Raw genomic sequence first — 18,458 nt, 5'->3', positions numbered from 1 at the left:
CTATTGAGGACGTGCTTGCGGTGGGGTGATGCACTTGGATGTTGACTCCGCCTTACCTTTCTTTTGTTGCTTTAGACAAAAGAAAGTAACCCGCCGCTTTAGTGGCGGAAGCTTTTGGCGTTTGATCCTGATCTTGCTTGATAGATACGCCGCGAGACCGTGGCACCGCGGTCGCGGCTTGCGCCGCTCCTACCCCTGGCGAAAGCACCCCGCTTCGATGGGCGACGTCAGCCTCGCCGCCTCTGCGCGTCCCTTGGTCGCGGCTTGCGCCGCTCCTACCCCGGCGAAAGCACCCCGCTTCGATGGGCGACATCGACGTTGTTACCTCTGCGCGTTCCGCGGTCGCGGCCTGCGCCGCTCCTACCCGGAGAGCTGGGCACCGCTGGCCGGGGTAGGGACGCCGACCCAGCAGGCCGACCCGGTTCGCGCAGCGTGCGCAGGCGGCGATGCCATCGGCAGGCCGCCACTCAAAAATCGATCGGGGCAGGCCGAGGCGTCCCGGCCTTCACGGCTGTTGCCAGACTCGGCAAAACAATCACTTACCGGCGTATCGGTGACCGACTCGTGGTCCTGACTGTATACGCGTGCTCCCTAGCACACCCTCATTGCTGCGCCGCGTCATGCAACGCGGTCCCAGGTTGTGGTTAATTTAGATCGATCCAATTTGGGGGTTGGGTATGCCGGGACGGTCTTTTGGGGCTCGCCAGGCAGTTTACTTAGATCGAGAGAAAAGCCGTTTGAGACCAGGGAGCGGTCGCCATTGCAGTCCACTTTTTCTTGGGGAGCACCGCGAAGATGAGCCATTCCACCCTGCGACGCAGCGCACTGACCGGTGCTTTGCTGTCGATCCTGTTCGCGCCTGCCATGGCGCAGGCGCAGTCCGCCGAGACGCCGGCCGATCAGGCCGGCGCGGGCGCCGACGAGAGCAGCCGGGCGAACAAGCCAACCGAAATCGACAAGATCACCGTCACCGGCTCGCGCATCAAGCGCAGCGAGATCGAAGGACCGGCGCCGGTCTTTACGATCACCGCCGCGCAGATCGAGAAGGAAGGTTTCAACACCGTCTACGACGCGCTGACCACGCTGACCGAAGCCATGGGCACGGTCGAGTCGGACATCGCCTGGGGCCAGCACACGGTCAACGCCAGTCCGCTCAACCTGCGCAACATGGGCCCGGGCCGCAGCCTGCTGCTGATCAACGGCCGTCGCGTCGTCGACTACCCGCTGCCGTACCAAGGCAAGAGCAACTTCGCCAACTTCAACAACATCCCGACCGCGATCGTCGAGCGCATCGAGGTGCTCGCCAGCGGCGCCTCGGCGATCTACGGCTCCGACGCGGTCGCCGGCGTGATCAACGTGATCCTCAAGAAGGAATTCCAGGGCGATCAGGTCAAGATCCGCGGCGGCACCTCGACCCGCGGCGGCCGCGATTCGATGGACCTGTCCTGGGCCGGCGGCCGCAGCGGCGACAACTGGAACGTGACCTACGCGCTGCAGTGGTTCCACCGCGAAGCGCTGCCCGCGGGCGAGCGTCCGTTCATGGACTCGGATTTCGACGCGCCGGCCACCTCGCTCAATCCGCAGGACCGCAAGGTCGGCATCCTGCCGTCGGTCGGCATCCGCATGTTCAACGCCGACACCGGCCGCCGCATGGCGCCGCCGCCGGGCGCTTGCGATCAGTTCAACGGTGAGTTCTTCCTGCAGAACCGCCGCACCTACAACCGCAACGCCAACACCATCAGCGACACCGGTTGGCAGTGCGGCCAGAGCGCGGTGTTCCAGCACTGGACCCTGCGCAACGGCAGCGACGACCGTTCCGGCTATCTGTACGGCAATTACGACTTCGCCAACGGCATGCAGGGCTGGGTCACCGCCGGCGTGTGGAGCTCGCGCGGCACCAACATGACCTTCATGCCGGCCTGGAGTTCGAACGGCGCCTATTTCGACCAGGGCGTCGGCGCGAATCTGGATCTGGTGCGCTATTTCACCCCGCAGGAAATCGGCGGCGCCAAGAGCGGCTACACCCGTTCCGACGAGTTGTCCTGGGATCTGTCGGCCGGCCTGCGCGGCCAGTTCGGCGATCGCTTCGACTGGGACTTCAGCATCGGTCGCGCCGAATACACCGTCGACGAGAAGTTCCCGACCGTGCTGCTGGCCGAGGCCGACCGTTACTTCCTCGGCGCCAACCGCGACCGCGTCGATACCAACCGCTTGTGGAACCCGATTTCGCCGCAGGATTACGCCTCGATCACCACCCGCGGCAAGAACCGCGCCGAGTCCTGGCTGACCTCGGCCAACTTCATCGTCAGCGGCGACCTGTTCGAAGGTTGGGCCGGCCCGATCGGTTTCGCCGCCCAGCTCGAAGCGGCCAAGCAGGGCTATAGCCTGGCACCGGACCCGAACACGCTCGGCGACAACCGCAAGTACGACCAGACCGCCAATCTCGACCTCGGTTCGGGCACGCGCAACCACTACGCCGCCGGCGTGGAGTTCAAGATTCCGCTGCTGGAATCGCTGACCGCATCGGTGGCCGGCCGCTACGACAAGTACGACGCCGTGTCCGGCGACGCCGCTTCGACCTACAACGCCGGCCTGGAATGGCGCCCCTTCAGCAACCTGTTGGTGCGCGGCACCTATGCGACCAGCTTCCGTGCGCCGGACATGCATTTCGTCTACGCCACGCCGAGCACCTCGGTCGCCGACCAGACCGATTACCTGAACTGCCTGCGCGCGGGCCAGCAAGGCAATTGCACCTGGGACGCCGGCTTCAAGGTCGAGGACGCGAACATCGCGCGCCAGGGCACGCCGAACCTGAACTACGAAACCGGTAATTCCTGGACCGCCGGTTTCGTCTGGGACATCACCGACGGCCTGTCGGTGTCGACCGACTACTGGCGCATCGAACTGGAAGACGAAATCGACGACGTCGGCGCCAACGACGTGCTGCTCGACGAGGCCTACTGCCTGACCGGCAAGACCCCGACCGGCGAGCCGCGCGTCAGCGCACCGAGCGCGGACCGCTGCAAGCTGCAGATCGGCCGCGTCACCCGCGCCGCCGATCCGGATGGCGCCGGCCCGCTGCTCGGCCAGGTCACCGACATCCGCACCGGCCCGGTCAACCGCGCCGCGCGCAACGTCGAAGGCGTGGACGCTTCGCTGAAGTACCGCTTCACCACCGAACGTTGGGGCGATTTCAGCCTGGGCCTGAACTACACCAACCTGCTCAAGCTCGAAACCCGCACCGACGCCAGCGAAGAGATGCAGGACAAGCGCAACGACGAGCCGCGCAGCAAGTTCCGCGGCAGCGTCAACTGGCAGCGCGAGAAGTGGAACGCGACCGTCTATGCCGACCGCGTCGGCAGCGTGCCGAGCGTGCGCTTCAACGGCTGCCTGCCGTTCTCCGACGGCTACGTGCCCAACTCCGACAACTGCGTCGACAACGACTCGGCCAGCCCGACCTACGGCCAGGCCACCAAGAAGTACTACGGCCGCGTCGGACCGGCGATCACCTGGAACCTGAGCGCCGGTTACCAGATCACCGAAAAGGCCAAGGTCAACTTCTACGTCAGCAACATCTTCGACGAAGTCAACGAAGACAAGGACCCGTACAAGAAGGACTTCGCCTTCATCGCCGACCGCATCTTCAGCCCGGTCGGCCGCGAGGTCGCCATCGAGTACGTGCTGGACTTCAACTAAGGCAGGCCAACCCGTTGCGGCGGCGCAGCCGCGCCGCCGCAACGGCATCTCCCACACCACAGGCAGGGCAAGGCAACGATGACTCGCAATCCGGTACGGCGCAGGCGCGGTTTGGTTTCGGTTTTCGACGGCAAGGCCTGGCCGATCGCCGCGGCACTGACCCTGGCGCTGGCGGGCGTGTCGAATGCCAATGCCAATGCCAATGCCGCCACGCCGAGCCGCGATCCGGTGAGCGAGGTCAACACCTTCATCGGCAGCAAAGACGACGGCAACACCTTTCCGGGCGCGAGCGCACCGTTCGGTCTGGTCCAGATCAGCCCGATCGGCGATCACTACAGCGGATGGCGCTACGACGATCCGAAGATCCGCGGCTTCGGCCACTCCTTCATCTCCGGCGCAGGCTGCTGGGAGCAGGGCGGTCAGCTGTCGGTGTTGCCGACCACCGGCGAAATCGGCCCGGGCAAGCGTTTCGATACCAAGGAATTCAAGTCCTTCGACCAGAAGGCCTACGCCTCGGCCTATACCCACGACGGCGAAGTCGGCCAGGCCGGTTATTACAAGGTGCGCCTGACCGGCGAAGCCGGCGGCGACATCGAGGCCGAAGCGACCGCGCTGACGCGCGCTGCGGCCGAGCGCTACACCTTCCCGGCCGGGGCCAGGCAAGGCACGATCCTGGTCAATACCGGGCAGGCCAACGAACGCCATCTCGTCGTCGGCAGCAGCGTCCAGGTAATCGGCGATCGCGTCGTCGAAGGCAAGATCGTCACCAAGAGTTTCTGCGGTGGCCAGCAGTACACGACCTGGTACCGCATGGAGTTCGACCGTCCCTTCGCGAGTTTCGGCACTTGGGACGAAACCGGCGGCCACCCCGGCGGCCGCGCCAGCATGCAGGGCGACACCCGCCCGCACGGTGCCTGGTTCACCTTCGACACCAAGAACGGCCGAGCGGTCAGCGCGATCAGCGCGATCTCGCATGTCGATGCCGAAGGCGCGCGCCGCAACCTGCGCGACGAAGGCATGAAGAACGGCAAGGCGCTGAGCTTCGATGCGATGCGCAAGCAGGCGCAGGACGGCTGGCGCAAGGAACTGGAGTCGGTACGGGTCGGCGGCGGCAGCGCCGACGACCGCGTGGTGTTCTACACCGCGCTGTACCACTCGCTGCTGCAGCCGCTGACCGGCAGCGACAGCGATGGCCGCTACCGCGGTTACGACACCGAAATCCACAAGGCCGAAGGCTGGACCTACTACGAGTACTTTTCGTTGTGGGACACCTATCGCTCGCAGAACCAGTTGCTGGCCATGCTGCGTCCGCAGCGGGCGCGCGACATCGCCAACTCGATGCTCAAGATCCACGAGCAGAACGGCTGGCTGCCGCGCTGGGGCTACGCCAACTACGACAGCAACGTCATGACCGGCGACCCGGCGACGCCGTTCATGGTCGACCTGTGGCGGTTCGGCGCGCTCGAAGGGCGCGAGCAACAGGCCTACAAGGCCCTGCGCGAGAACGCTTACGGCACGCCGCCGGCGTTGGTGCGCAGCAACGGCCGCGCCGGCAATCCGAGCTACCTCGAACGCGGCTTCGTCCAGTACGACCGTGCGTTCCCGGCCAAGAGCATGGACGTCGACCCGCACCACGGCGGTTCCTCGACCCTGGAATACGCCTTGGCCGATTGCTCGCTGTCGCAGATGGCCGACGCGCTGGGCCAGGGCGCCGACGCGGCGACCTTGCGCGAGCGCGGCCGCAACTGGCGCAAGGTCTGGGATGCCGGGGCGGCCGATCCGGAACTGGGTTTCCGCGGCTTCCCGCGTCCGCGCCTGGACGACGGCAAGTTCTATGTCGAGGCCGACGGCGGCTACAGCCCGCGTTCGCACCACGGCTTCCACGAAGGCACGGCCTGGCAGTACCAGTGGCTGGTGCAGCAGGACATGCCCGGCCTGGTCGCTGCGATGGGCGGCAGCGAGCAGACCGGCAAGCGCCTGGATGCGTTCTTCGCCTACGAGCAACTCGTCACCGATCCGCTCAATGCGGCGCGCAAGCAGTGGGTGGTCGGGCCGTACAGCTACTACAACCAATACCGTTACAACCCGAACAACGAGCCCGATCTGCACAGCCCGTGGATGTACACGCTGATCGGCCAGCCGTGGAAGACCACCGCGGTGCTGCGCTCGGCGCAGGCCTTGTTCACCAACGCGCCTAATGGCGTGACCGGCAACGACGACCTCGGCACGATGTCGGCCTGGTATCTGTTCAGCGCGATCGGCCTGTACCCGGCGGTGCCGGGCACCGGCGAACTGCTGCTGCACACGCCGCGCTTCGAGAAGGTCGAACTCGACCTGGGTCAGGGCAAGACCCTGACCATCGAAGCGCCCGGTGCGGACGGCCGCGGCCTGCAGTACGTGCACTCGGCCAGCTTCGACGGCAAGCCGCAGGACCAGGTCTGGCTGGATTGGGCGAAGTTGCGCAACGGCGGCACTTTGCGGTTCGCACTCGACAAGACGCCGCCGGTGAGCGGCTGGGGTACCCAGGCGGAAGCGCTGCCGAAATCGGCCTGCGCCTCGCCGAAGTGATGGGTTCGATGCGCCGAAATCATGGCGCTGAACTCATGGCGCTGAAGTTGAGGCAATGAGGTTGAGGCAATGAGGTGATGGCAGTGAAGTCCGGTCTGGGTTCGTCTTCTTCCAGACCGTCATCCCCGCGAAGGCGGGGGTCCAGGGCTTCACTGCGTTATAGGTCTGAGGTCTCTGGATCCCCGCCTGCGCGGGGATGACGAAACTCAGAGCGGCATGGCCCCGGAGTCCGCCCATTTCGCAGGGACCACGGAACTCAAAGCGGCAGGCGATTCGAAGCAGTCCGAGGAAACCGATTCGATGAAAGACGCATTGGCGAAGATGGGACGTTCGAAACTGCGCGTGGCGATGCTGAGCCTGGTCGGCGCGGCGATCGGCCTCGCGCCGCTGGCGCACGCGGACGAGGTTCCGCTGGCCGCCGCGAACAAGCCCACCGCCCAAGCCGGTACGGCGCTGGCCGCGCCCGAACTGGTGCCGCTGCCGGCGAAGCTGCGGCGCGGCGACGGCGAGTTCGTGCTCGACGATACGACCACGCTCTACGCCAACAACGCCGAAGCGCGCGCGGTCGCCCAGTTGCTGCGCGATGAACTGACCGCGACCCAGGGCTTGACCCTGCCGCTGCGCAGCGGCGCGCCGCGCACGCACAAGGGCGAGGCCGACCCCAGCCGTTATGTGCAACTGGTCGCCGAGCCGGTCGCCGCCCACGCCGATGCGCGCTCGAAAGAACGCTATACCCTGGAGATCACCGCGCGCGGCATCCGTCTGTCCGGTCCGCCCGCGGGCTTGTTCTACGGCTACCAATCGCTGCGCCAGTTGTTGCCGGCAGCGCGCAGCGCGCAAGCGTTGCGCTTGCCGGTGTTGAGCATCGAGGACCAGCCGCGTTTCGTTTATCGCGGCATGCACCTCGACGTCGGCCGGCATATGTTCCCGGTCGCCTTCGTCAAGCGCTATCTCGACCTGATGGCGCAGTACAAGCTCAACACCTTCCACTGGCACCTGACCGAAGACCAGGGCTGGCGCATCGAGATCAAACGTTATCCGAAACTGACCAAGATCGGTGCGCAGCGCAAGGAAACCGTGCTCGGCCGCAACATCGATCCCTATGTCGGCGACGGTAAGCCCTACGGCGGCTTCTATACCCAGGACGAAGTGCGCGAGGTGGTGGCCTACGCCAAGGCCCGCCATATCACGGTGATCCCGGAAATCGAAATGCCGGGCCACTCGTTGGCCGCGCTGGCCGCGTATCCGGAACTGGCCTGCACGCCGGGGCCGTTCGAGGTCGGCAGCAACTGGGGGGTGTACGACGACATCTACTGCCCGAAGGAAGAAACCTTCAAGTTCCTGGAGAACGTGCTCGACGAAGTGGTGGCGCTGTTCCCGGCGCCTTACCTGCACATCGGCGGCGACGAAGCGCCGAAGACGCGCTGGCAGAGCAGCGAGGTCGCCCAGGCGGTGATCCGCCGCGAAGGCCTGAAGGACGAACACGAGCTGCAGAGTTATTTCATCCAGCGCATGGAGAAGTTCCTGCATTCGCGCGGCAAGCGCATCATCGGCTGGGACGAGATTCTCGAAGGCGGCCTGGCGCCCGACGCGACGGTGATGTCCTGGCGCGGCGAAGCCGGCGGCATCGCCGCGGCGCGCCAGGGCCACGACGTCATCATGACCCCGACCCAGTGCTGCTATTTCGACTATGGCCAGGGCCCGGCGCGCCACGAACAGTGGAACCTCGGCGGCGAACTCAGCCTGGACAAGGTCTACGGCTACGACCCGGTGCCGAAGGAGCTCGACGCCGCGCAGGCCAGGCACGTGCTGGGCGTGCAGGGCAATGTCTGGACCGAGTACCTCAAGACCGAGGCGATGGTCGAGTACATGGTGTTCCCGCGCTTGCTCGCCCTGGCCGAAGTCGCCTGGACGCCGCAGAGCGACCGCGATTTCGCCGACTTCCAACAGCGCCTGCGCGGTCAGTTCCCGCACCTGGACCGTGCACAGGTCGGCTACCGCATCTCGGCGCCGGCCGGGCTCGTCGACGTGATGCAGGTGCAGGGCAGGGACGCGCCCGACGAATTCGCGCAGGTGTTCGAGCTGACCGCATCGGTGCAGGGAGCCACCATCCACTACACCGTCGACGGCAGCGAGCCGACCGATGCCTCGCCGGTGTACGCAGGCCCGATCGAACTGCGCGTGCCGCTCGACCAGGTGCGCAGCTTGCGCACCGTCACCGTGCTCGGCAACGGCCGCCGCAGCGGCGTACACAGCGCCCAGGTGCAGTACCGCAGCTATCGCGCGGCGGTCGCGCCGCCCAAGCGCAAGAGCGCGGGCTTGAGCTATCGCCTGTACGAAGGCCAGTTCTCCACCCTCGACGAATTCGAGGCCGCGACCGGGCCGGTCGAGCAGGGCGTGGCGACCTCGCTGGATCTGGCGCCGTATGCGCGGCAAAGCCGCTACGGCCTGCAGTACGAAGGCCTGATCGAAGTGCCGGCCGACGGCGTCTATCGTTTCGCTCTGCAGGGCGACGATCGTTCGGCCTTGTACGTCGACGGCGAGCGGGTGATCCGCAACGACAGCTACGACCAGACGCTGCAGGGCTCGCTGCCGCTGCGGCGCGGCTGGCATCGCCTGCGCCTGGCTTGGTACCAGCGCGGAGGCGGGCAGAGCCTGCGTCTGCGTTGGGCGGCGCCGGACCAGGCGCTGCAGGATCTCGATGCGAAGGGGGCGGTGCATTGATGCGCGCCGCGCCGTTCGCAGCGGACGTTCGACGATGTGCGGGTGGATTTTTTTGCTTGAGTTTTAGATCGATCCAAATAAACAACGCCACAAAAACGCCACAAAAAAACGCTGCATACAGCACGAACGCAACCTTGGCCGAGGGTTCGGCCGCGATTGGGAGGGGTAGCAGGTGAACCACAATCAGCACCGCAACGAGCGCCAGCATCCGAGCCGTACTTCGGCCGAGCGCCACCGCGCACACAGGAACGTCTTGACCGCGGCGATGCTCGCCGCCTTGTATCTGCCGTTCGCCGCGGCCGCGCAGGAAGCGAGCGCGGAGGCGGCAACGGCGGCCGGCGAGGTCAAGGCGATCGACAAGATCACCGTCACCGGTTCGCGCATCAAGCGCGCGGAAATCGAAGGCCCGGCGCCGGTCACGGTGATCAGCGCCGACCAGATCAAGCGCGAAGGCTTCTCGACCGTGTACGAGGCGCTGAGCACCCTGACCGAGGTCACCGGCTCGGTCCAGGCCGACGTCAACAAGGGCCCGACGCCGAACGCCAGCCCGCTCAACATGCGCAACCTCGGGCCGGGCCGCACCCTGCTGCTGATCGACGGCCGCCGCGTCGCCGATTACCCGCTGCCCTATGAGGGCCGCGGCAACTTCGCCAATTTCAACAACATCCCCATGGCCGCGGTCGAGCGCATCGAAGTGTTGGCCAGCGGCGGCTCGGCGATCTACGGCTCCGACGCCATGGCCGGCGTGATCAACGTCATCATGAAGAAGAACTTCAACGGCGACGAAGTGCGCATCAAGGGCGGCACCACCAGCCGCGGCGGCGGCGATTCCTTCGACCTGTCGTGGACCGGCGGCCGCACCGGCGACAAGTGGAGCGCGACCTACGGCGTGCAGTGGAGCGGCCGCGAGACCTTGTTCGCCGGCGACCGCGAGTTCGTCGATTCCGACCTCGAGCCGGCCAACACGGTCAAGCCCTTGGTCAACGACCCCTGGCCCTGGGTCTGGGGCGTGGAACTGATCGACAGCGCCAGCAAGCGGCGCGTCACGCCGCCGACCGGCGCTTGCGACCGCTTCCAGGACCTGCCGCTGCATAACTTCATCGGCAACGAGGGCAACGCGCCCGAGTTCCCCGGCTACAGCTGCACCCAGAGCAAGGGCAACGCCTTGTGGAGCCTGCGCAACGGTTCCAACAACGTCTCGGCCTTCGGCAACTTCAGCTACGACTTCGACAACGGCATGCAGGCCTGGGTCAGTGCGTCGTTGTGGGACAGCGAAGGCGAATCGCGCCAGGACGAGGCACTGCGCTTCGAGTTGAATCGCGGCGGGGCCTTCTACGATCAGGGCACCGGCCGCAGCTACCAGGCGCGTCGCGCTTTCACCGTGCCCGAGGCCGGCGGCCGCGATCCGTTCCTGTTCTATACCAACGAACGCTCCTGGGACCTCGCCGGCGGTCTGCGCGGCAGCTTCGGCGAGAAACTCAACTGGGACGCCACCATCGGCCGCACCGAGTACAAGGTCGACTTCAGCTTCCCCTCGGTGGTGCAGAGCGCGGTCGACGAGTATTTCCTCGGGCCTCAGCTGGGCACGAACGGCGGCTTGCCGGCCTATCAGTTGAACCAGAGCCGGTTCTGGAACCCGATGGACATGGCGACCTTCCAAAGGTTGACCACCCACGGCCACTCCAGCGCCAAGTCGTGGATGAACCAGGCCCAGTTCGCGGTCAACGGCGATCTGTTCGATCTGCCGGCCGGCCCGGTCGGTTTCGCCGCGGTGCTGGAAGCGGGTTCGCAAGGCTATCGCCTGAGCCCCGATCCGCTGACCTTCGGCCCCAACAAGCAGTACGACCAACCCGGCGGCACCAACCAGGGCGGCGGCGACCGCAAGCGCTACGCGGCGGGCGTCGAGTTCAAGTTCCCGCTGCTGGCATCGCTGGACCTGACCACGGCCGGCCGCTTCGACCGTTACGACGACGACAGCCGCAAGGAAGGCAACTTCACCTGGAACGCGGGCCTGGAATGGCGCCCGATCGACAGCCTGCTGCTGCGCGGCGCCTACAACACCACCTTCCGCGCGCCGGACATGCATTACCTGTTCGCCACCAGCGGCACGGGCACCCAGGAAAGCGCCGACGTCGCTTCGTGCATCAAGCGCAACCAGGGCCCGAACTGCGGCTCGGCGTCGGTGTATTACCGTCACGCCACCAGCCGCACCGGCAACCTCAAGCTCGACAGCGAGACCGGCAAGTCGTGGAGCGCCGGCCTGGTCTGGGATGCGACCGACAACCTGTCGTTCAGTGCCGACTACTGGCGCATGACCATCGACAACCAGGTCCGCGATTTCGACATCGCCGACATCCTCGACCTGGAAAGCCAGTGCATCAACGGCGTTCCGCGCAGGTCCTCGGACCGGATGCAGGTCACGCCGGGCTCGTCGACCTGTTCGAACATCCTCTCGCGGGTGACTCGCAGCAGCCCGGGCACCAACGCCTTCGGCGTCGCCGACCCCAACTACCCGCTGGGCCAGGTGACCTCGGTGCGCAGCGGCCCGATCAACATCGCCTACCGCGAAGTCGCGGGCGTCGACGTGTCGGCCCGCTACAAGCTGCCGGCGACGGCCTGGGGCGATTTCAGCTTCGCGCTGAATTACACCAACCAGTTGAAGAACAACGAGCAGCGCGACCCGGGCGCGCCGATGCAGGAAAACCGCGACAACGATGTGCGTACCTTCGCCCGCGCCAGCGCCAGCTGGTCGCGCGGTCCTTGGAACGCCACCCTGTTCGCCAATCGCATCGGCCATACCAACGGCGACAACTACAACCGCTGCGCGCCGGTCATGCCGGGCCAGACCTCGACCGAATGCCGGATGGTCGGCAAGCTGAAGGCGCCGGTCTACTTCAACCTGACCGCCGGCTACCAGTTGACCGAACAGGCCCGGATCAACCTGTATATCGACAACCTGCTCGACGAGGCCGAGTACAAGGACCCGTACAAGATGTTCTTCATCTATGCCAACGAACGCGTGTTCTCGCGGGTCGGCCGCGAAATCTCGGCCGAGTTCGTTTACAAATTCGATTGAGGCAGGTCGATTGAGGCAGGTTCGATTGAGGCCGGCTCGATTGAGGCCGGCTCGATTGAGGCAAGCTCTGAGCGAAGTAACGCACGTACGAGCGGCCGGTCGTTCGCGACCGGCCGCGGCAAACGCTCTCCAGTAAGCGGTGGTGGCCCGGCGATTCCGCGCTCTCCAGGCGGGACGCAGGGTTTTTTCCCGATTCTCGGGCAGGGGGCGCCTGGATAGGCGCCCCCGTTTTTCCGAGGCCTCGGCCACGATCTGGCGATGACTCATGGCCGGCCGCCGCAAGCGGCCGCGCAACCACGGCAAGCGACTCCCTCGGGGCAAGCATGGCGACACTTCGGTCCAAGAACACCTTCGTTTCGGCACTGCGCACGGCCGCCGCGATCGGCCTGATGCTGGCCGCGGCCCTGAGCGCGGATTGGGCCCGGGCGGCCGAAGCGAGCTCGCAGCCCCTGCACGGCGATTGGCAGTTCCGGCTGATGCCGGGCGATCCCGAAGCCGCCGCGCATGCCGCCGCCACCGATTGGCGCAAGGCGCAGGTGCCGGGGCATGTGCATACCGACCTGTTCGCCGCCGGCCTGATCGCCGACCCCTACGTCGGCGCGCGCGAGCGCAGCCTGCAATGGATCGGCCTGGCGCAGTGGGAATACCGCACGAGTTTCGACGTCGACCGCGTCACCCTGGCGCGCGCGCACGTCGAGTTGGTGTTCGAGGGCCTGGATACGTTCGCGACCGTGCAGCTCAACGGCGTCGAACTGCTCAAGGCCGACAACAGTTTCCGCACCTGGCGCGTGCCGACTTGGGCGCAGTTGCGCGAGCGCGGCAACGAACTGCGGGTGGTGTTCGATTCGCCGATCCGCCGCCTGCTGCCGCAGGTGCAGGCGATGCCGCACAAGATCGCCGGCAATTACCCGTCGCCGTACGGCGACGAGCCGCGCGACGCGATGACCGCGAACTTCGTGCGCAAGCCCGGTTATCACTACGGCTGGGATTGGGGCCCGCGCTACGTCAGCGCCGGCATCTGGCGCGCGGTGCGGCTGGAAAGCTGGGACCGCCTGCGCCTGGCCGACTTGCACGTGCAGCCACGCCGCATCGCGCGGGAAGCGGCCGAGGCCACGGTCGAGCTGGAGATCGACAGCGACCGCGCCGGAGCGGCCACGGTCGAGATCGACTACGCCGGCCCCGACGGCGAGGGCAAGACCCTGAAGCATGAGACCGAACTGCGCAGCGGCCGCAACACCGTGTCGGTGCCGCTGACGATCGCCCAGCCGCGCCTGTGGTACCCGGTCGGTTACGGCGAGCAGGCCTTGTACACCTTCAAGGCGCGGGTGCGCGACGCCGAGGGCGTGCAGGCGGTCGGCCAGCGTCGCACCGGCCTGCGCAGCATCGAGCTGCGCCGCGAGCGCGATGCCGGCGGCCAGGGCTTCGCCTTCGTCGTCAACGGTATCCCGGTGTTCGCCAAGGGCGCCAACGCGATCCCGTTCGACGCCTTCCCGGCACGGGTGACCCGCGAGCGCCTGCGCCGCGACCTGCAATCCGCGCGCGACGCCAACATGAACATGCTGCGCAACTGGGGCGGCGGTTATTACGAATCCGACGACTTCTTCGAGCTGGCCGACGAACTCGGGCTGATGGTCTGGCAGGACTTCATGTTCGGCGGCGGCATGCCGCCGGGCTTCGATCCGGCTTTCCGCGCCAACGTCGTCGCGGAAGCGCGCGACAACGTGCGCCGCCTGCGCAACCACCCGAGCATCGTGCTGTGGTGCGGCAACAACGAAGAAGAAACCGCGTGGAAGGACTGGGGCCATCGGACCAAGCTGGCGGCCGCCGATCCGAAGTTCGCGCAGACGGTGTGGGAAGGCTATGTGGCCTTGTTCGGCACGGATCTGCGCCAGGTCGTTGCCGAAGAAGGCGCCGGCGTGCCGTACTGGTCGAGTTCGCCGAGCAACGACCTGGCCGACAAGGCCAACGATTCCGACAACGGCGACAAGCACTACTGGGACGTATGGGGCGGCCCGGCCTTGCCGGCGACGGCCTACCTCGACGAGACCCCGCGCTTCATGTCCGAGTACGGCCTGCAGGGTTGGCCGTCGCTGCGCACCATCGCCAGTTTCGCCCGGCCCGAAGAGCAGGGCATCAACGCGCCGGTGATCCGCGCGCACCAGAAGTTCCTCGCCGGCGACGGCAACTCGCGGCTGCTGCTGTACATCCGCCGCGAATACGGCGAGCCGCGCGACTTCGCCGATTTCGTCTACCTGAGCCAGCAAGTCCAGGCCGAGGGCATCGAGTTGGCGGCCCTGCATCACCGCGCCTCGCGTCCGCGCACGATGGGTTCGCTGTACTGGCAGTTGAACGACGTCTGGCCGGGCGCGTCGTGGTCGAGCCTGGACTACTACGGGCGCTGGAAGCCGTTGCATTTCCACGCCAAGCGCTTCTTCGCCGATGTCGCCGTTGCGCCCCTGCGCCGGCCCGGCAGTGGACGCACCGAGCTGAGTCTGCTGTCGGATCGCACCACGCCGCTGCAGGGCGAGTGGCGCCTGCGGGTCATGGATTTCGACGGCCGCGTCCATCGCGACGAGCGCAAGCCGGCGACCCTGGCGGCCTTGGCCTCGACCGCAGCCGGCGTCTGGAGCGACGCCGAGCTGCTCGGCGATGCCGACCCCTTGCGCACCGCGGCGGTGTTCGACTTGATCGTCGACGGCAAGACGGTGTCGCGGCGTGCGGTGTACTTCGGCGAATCCAGGCGCCTGGCCTGGCAGGACCCCGAGCTGCGCGGCGAATTGCGCCGCGATGGCGACGGCTACCGTCTGCAATTGAAGGCGAGCAAACTGGCGCGCGCGGTCTGGATCGACTTCGGCGACCACGACGTCGAGCTGGCCGACAACGCCCTGACCTTGTTGCCGGGCGAGAGCGTGGAGATCGCGCTGAAGTCGAAGGCCGGCCTGGACAGCCTGCAGCGCGCCTTGAGCCTGCGCTCGTTGTATCGGCCTTGACGGACTAGGGACTTCGTTTCCGGGTTTCGCTGTCGAGAGCAAATCCCCCGCGCTGCAGTGATCGGGTTTGATCGGCTGTCGCCGGGCGCTCGCCCCCTTTTCCAAAGGGGGCGATGATTCACGTGTTCGGGACTCGGGATTTGGGATTTGGGATTCGAGATTTGGGACTCGGGACTCGAGATTCGGGCAGCAGCTGTGGGCGGCACTAGATCCAGGTTCTCCAGCTTCGGTAATGCTGGCTGTTCCCCCCTTTGGATAGGGGGCAGGGGGGATTTGCTCTAAGGCTCCCGCAACAAGCCCGTCTTGCATCCCATACCAACCACCCGCAGGCTGTGGCGTTCGCGCCACGTGCATGGAAGCGACACCCTTCAACCCCGTTCGCGCAGTCGCCGCGTTATGAGGTTGCAGCCCCCGTTCTTAAGGAAGAGGTGACCGGTGAAACCGTCCTTCGCAGTCGTTCGTTCCGTGTTTTGCCTGTTGCTCGCCCTCGGCACCGTCGCCAGCGCGCAGATCCGCGGGGATATCACCGCACCGCCCTTGCTCGAGGTGCGCGGCGCCGAAACGCCCATCGTGCTCGAATCGGCGCGCGTCGACGGCGAGATCGTCGGCGGGTTGGCCCGCACTTCGGTCGAGCTGGTGTTCCGCAATCCGAACCGGCGGGTGCTCGAAGGGCAGTTGCAATTCCCCTTGCGCGACGGCCAACAGATCGCCGGCTTCGCCCTCGATATCGACGGCAAGCTGCGCGCCGCGGTGCCGGTGCCCAAGGACAAGGGCCGGCAGGTGTTCGAGGCGATCGAGCGCCGCGGCGTCGATCCGGCCTTGTTGGAGAAGACCGCCGGCAATCAGTTCAAGCTGCGGGTCTACCCGATTCCGGCCCAGGGCACGCGGCGGGTGCGGCTGGAACTGGTCGAGTCGCTCGCACGCGAAGACGGCGAGTGGCGTTACGAGCTGCCGCTGGCGTTCGCGGCGCAGGCGCGCAGTTTCAGCCTCGAGCTGGTCTCGGCGCAGAAGCCGCGCATGGTCGGCCTGAACCAACAAGTCGAGATCGCCTCGCAAGCGGGCCGCTACCGGCTCGCCCTGCGCAGCCGCCCGCTCGGCGACGGTCTGAGTCTGCGGGTGCCGGCGGCGACCGCACCGCGGGCTTACACGCAGGACCGGGACGGCGAACGTTTCTTCCTGGCCGAAGTGCCGCTGGCCGGGGCGCGCCAGCCGCGCACGCTGCCGAAGTCGGTCGGCCTGTTGTGGGACAGCTCGGCCTCGGGCCGCAAGCGCGAGCGGGCCAGCGAGCTGGCGCTGTTGGATCGGTATTTCCGCGCTGCCGGCGAGGTCCGGGTCAGCCTGATCCGGCTGCGCGACCGCGCCGAGAAGGCGCAAGCCTTCGTGGTCACGGGCGGCGACTGGTCGGCGCTCAAGCGCGAGCTCGACAGCACGGTCTACGACGGCGCGACCGACCCGGGCGGTTGGCAGCCGCAGGCGGGCATCGAGGAATACCTGCTGGTCAGCGACGGCTTGTTCAATTACGGCCAGCGCCGTTTCCCGGCCTTGCTCGCCGGCCAGCGTCTGTACGCACTGAACTCGGCCGGCGCGGCCTCCGACCACGACGGCCTGCGTGCCCTGGCGCAGGCGCACGGCGGCCGTCTGGTGGCCTGGCAGCGCGCCGGCGAACTGGATCGCGCCGCCGATGCCTTGCTCAACGAAGGGCCGCAGTTGCTCGCCGTCGACGGCCTGGGCACGAGCGAGGTGGTGGCCGATTCGCCGTTCGCCGACGGCGGCTTGCTGCGCATCGCCGGCAAGCTTAACGACCGCCCGGCCAAGCTGAGCCTGAAGGTGCGCGACGGCGGCCGGGTCCGCGAGATCGCGGTGCCTATCGAAGCCGATGCCGATGCCGATGCGCCGGCCAGTGCGCTGCCGGCAGCGTTGTGGGCGCAGTACTCGATCCGGGCGATGCAGGCCGATGCCGAACTCAACCGCGCCGCGATCGCGCGTCTCGGCCAGCGCTTCGGCATCGTCACCGCCGAGACTTCGATGATCGTGCTCGACGATCTGGCCGACTACGTGCGCTACGACATCGCCCCGCCGGATCGCCTCGACGAGTTCCATCGGCTCAAGGCCGAGCGCAGCGGCGAAAGCGAACGTTCGCGCCGGCAGAGCCTGGACCGGGTCGCGGCCTTGTATGCGCAGCGCATCGAGTGGTGGCAACGCGAGTGGCCGAAGGGCATGCCGCCGCAGCTGGCCGACGAGGCCAAGCTGCGGCGTGCCGCCGGGGGGGCGCAAGGCGAGGTGCAGCGTTCGCTGGCCTATCAGCCGGCGCCGGCCGCCCCGGTCGCCGCTTCCGCGCCGATGCCGGCCGCCGAAGCGGACGCGACGGTCCTGGAGTCGGTGGTCATGACCGGCAGTCGCGACCAGGCGAAGGAGGGCTCGGCCCAGCCCGGCGCCGGCGCCCGCATCGTCCTGCAGCCTTGGCAGCCCGATTCGCCGTACGCGCGGCGCCTGCGCCAGGCCGGCGCCGACCGCGTCTATGCGATCTACCTCGACGAGCGCGATTCGCACGCCACCAGCACCGCCTTCTATCTCGATGTCGCCGACGTGCTGGTCGAGAAAGGCCAGCGCGATCTCGCCTTGCGCGTGCTCTCCAACTTGGCCGAGATGGACCTGGAGAACCGCCACATCCTGCGGGTGCTCGGTTATCGCCTGATGCAGGCCGAGCAGCCGGCGCTGGCGGTGCCGGTGTTCGAGCGCGTGCGCGGCCTGGCCGAGGAAGAGCCGCAGAGCTTCCGCGACCTGGGTCTGGCCTATGCCGCCAACGCCCAGTACCCGCAGGCGGTGGAGGCCTTGTACGAAATCGCCCTGCGCGACTGGGACGGCCGCTTCCCGGGCGTGGAGGAAATCGCCATGGCCGAACTCAACGCCATCGTCGCGGCGCATCCGCGAGGCTTGGACAGCTCGCGTATCGATAAGCGCCTGCTGCGCAACCTGCCGCTGGACCTGCGGGTGGTGCTGAGCTGGGACAGCGACAACAGCGACATGGACCTGTGGGTGACCGACCCGAACGGCGAGAAGTGCTACTACGGCCACAAGCTGACCTATCAGGGCGGGCGCATCTCCAACGACTTCACCGGCGGCTACGGCCCGGAGGAATTCATCCTGCGCGACGCCAAGCCGGGCAAGTACAAGGTCGAGGCCAATTTCTACGGCGACCGCCAGCAGTTGGTGACTGGGGCGACGACCCTGCACCTGTGGCTCAGCACCGGCTTCGGCGGCGCCCAACAGCGCGAGCAGAAGGTCACCCTGCGCCTGAAGGACCGCAGCGAGGTGGTGATGGTCGGCGAGTTCGAGGTGAAGTGAGGCGGGTCGGATGAGGTGGGGGGGCAGGGCGGTACGTCGCAGCGAGCCGGCCGCCTGAT

The 18,458-nt window shown here is 67.1% G+C and carries 6 protein-coding genes; all 6 read left to right on the top strand.

Going from position 1 to position 18,458, the window contains the following annotated elements:
- Nucleotides 1–795 precede the first annotated feature (795 nt).
- The 6 genes from ACTOWK_RS18625 (at nt 796) to ACTOWK_RS18600 (ending at nt 18,399) form a co-directional block, all read left to right on the top strand.
- On the top strand, nt 796–3,696 hold the full coding sequence (locus ACTOWK_RS18625; RefSeq protein ID WP_441331580.1) for a TonB-dependent receptor plug domain-containing protein: 2,901 nt from the start codon (nt 796–798) through the stop codon (nt 3,694–3,696).
- 177 nt (nt 3,697–3,873) lie between these two features.
- Nucleotides 3,874–6,264 (top strand): GH92 family glycosyl hydrolase, encoded by a 2,391-nt coding sequence (locus ACTOWK_RS18620; protein ID WP_441331587.1) that lies wholly within the window; start codon nt 3,874–3,876, stop codon nt 6,262–6,264.
- Between the two features lie 300 nt (nt 6,265–6,564).
- Nucleotides 6,565–8,988: a family 20 glycosylhydrolase gene (locus ACTOWK_RS18615; protein WP_441331579.1), complete on the top strand. Its 2,424-nt coding sequence runs from the start codon at nt 6,565–6,567 to the stop codon at nt 8,986–8,988.
- 172 nt (nt 8,989–9,160) lie between these two features.
- Nucleotides 9,161–12,064 (top strand): TonB-dependent receptor plug domain-containing protein, encoded by a 2,904-nt coding sequence (locus tag ACTOWK_RS18610; RefSeq protein ID WP_441331578.1) that lies wholly within the window; start codon nt 9,161–9,163, stop codon nt 12,062–12,064.
- Between the two features lie 389 nt (nt 12,065–12,453).
- On the top strand, nt 12,454–15,054 hold the full coding sequence (locus ACTOWK_RS18605) for a beta-mannosidase (RefSeq protein WP_441331586.1): 2,601 nt from the start codon (nt 12,454–12,456) through the stop codon (nt 15,052–15,054).
- 435 nt (nt 15,055–15,489) lie between these two features.
- A complete protein-coding gene (locus tag ACTOWK_RS18600; RefSeq protein ID WP_441331577.1) occupies nt 15,490–18,399 on the top strand; it encodes a VIT domain-containing protein in 2,910 nt (969 codons plus the stop codon).
- Nucleotides 18,400–18,458: the final 59 nt, after the last annotated feature.

This window comes from Lysobacter sp. CA196 (assembly GCF_052078695.1).
In the GTDB taxonomy this organism is placed as follows: Bacteria; Pseudomonadota; Gammaproteobacteria; order Xanthomonadales; family Xanthomonadaceae; genus Lysobacter.
This window is presented reverse-complemented; position numbering and strand designations above follow the sequence as displayed.

Excerpts from the sequence above, each read along its gene's own strand:
- ACTOWK_RS18625 (WP_441331580.1), top strand. The coding sequence starts at position 796 with ATGAGCCATTCCACCCTGCGACGCAGCGCACTGACCGGTGCTTTGCTG.
- ACTOWK_RS18615 (WP_441331579.1), top strand. The coding sequence starts at position 6,565 with ATGAAAGACGCATTGGCGAAGATGGGACGTTCGAAACTGCGCGTGGCG.
- ACTOWK_RS18605 (WP_441331586.1), top strand. The coding sequence starts at position 12,454 with ATGCTGGCCGCGGCCCTGAGCGCGGATTGGGCCCGGGCGGCCGAAGCG.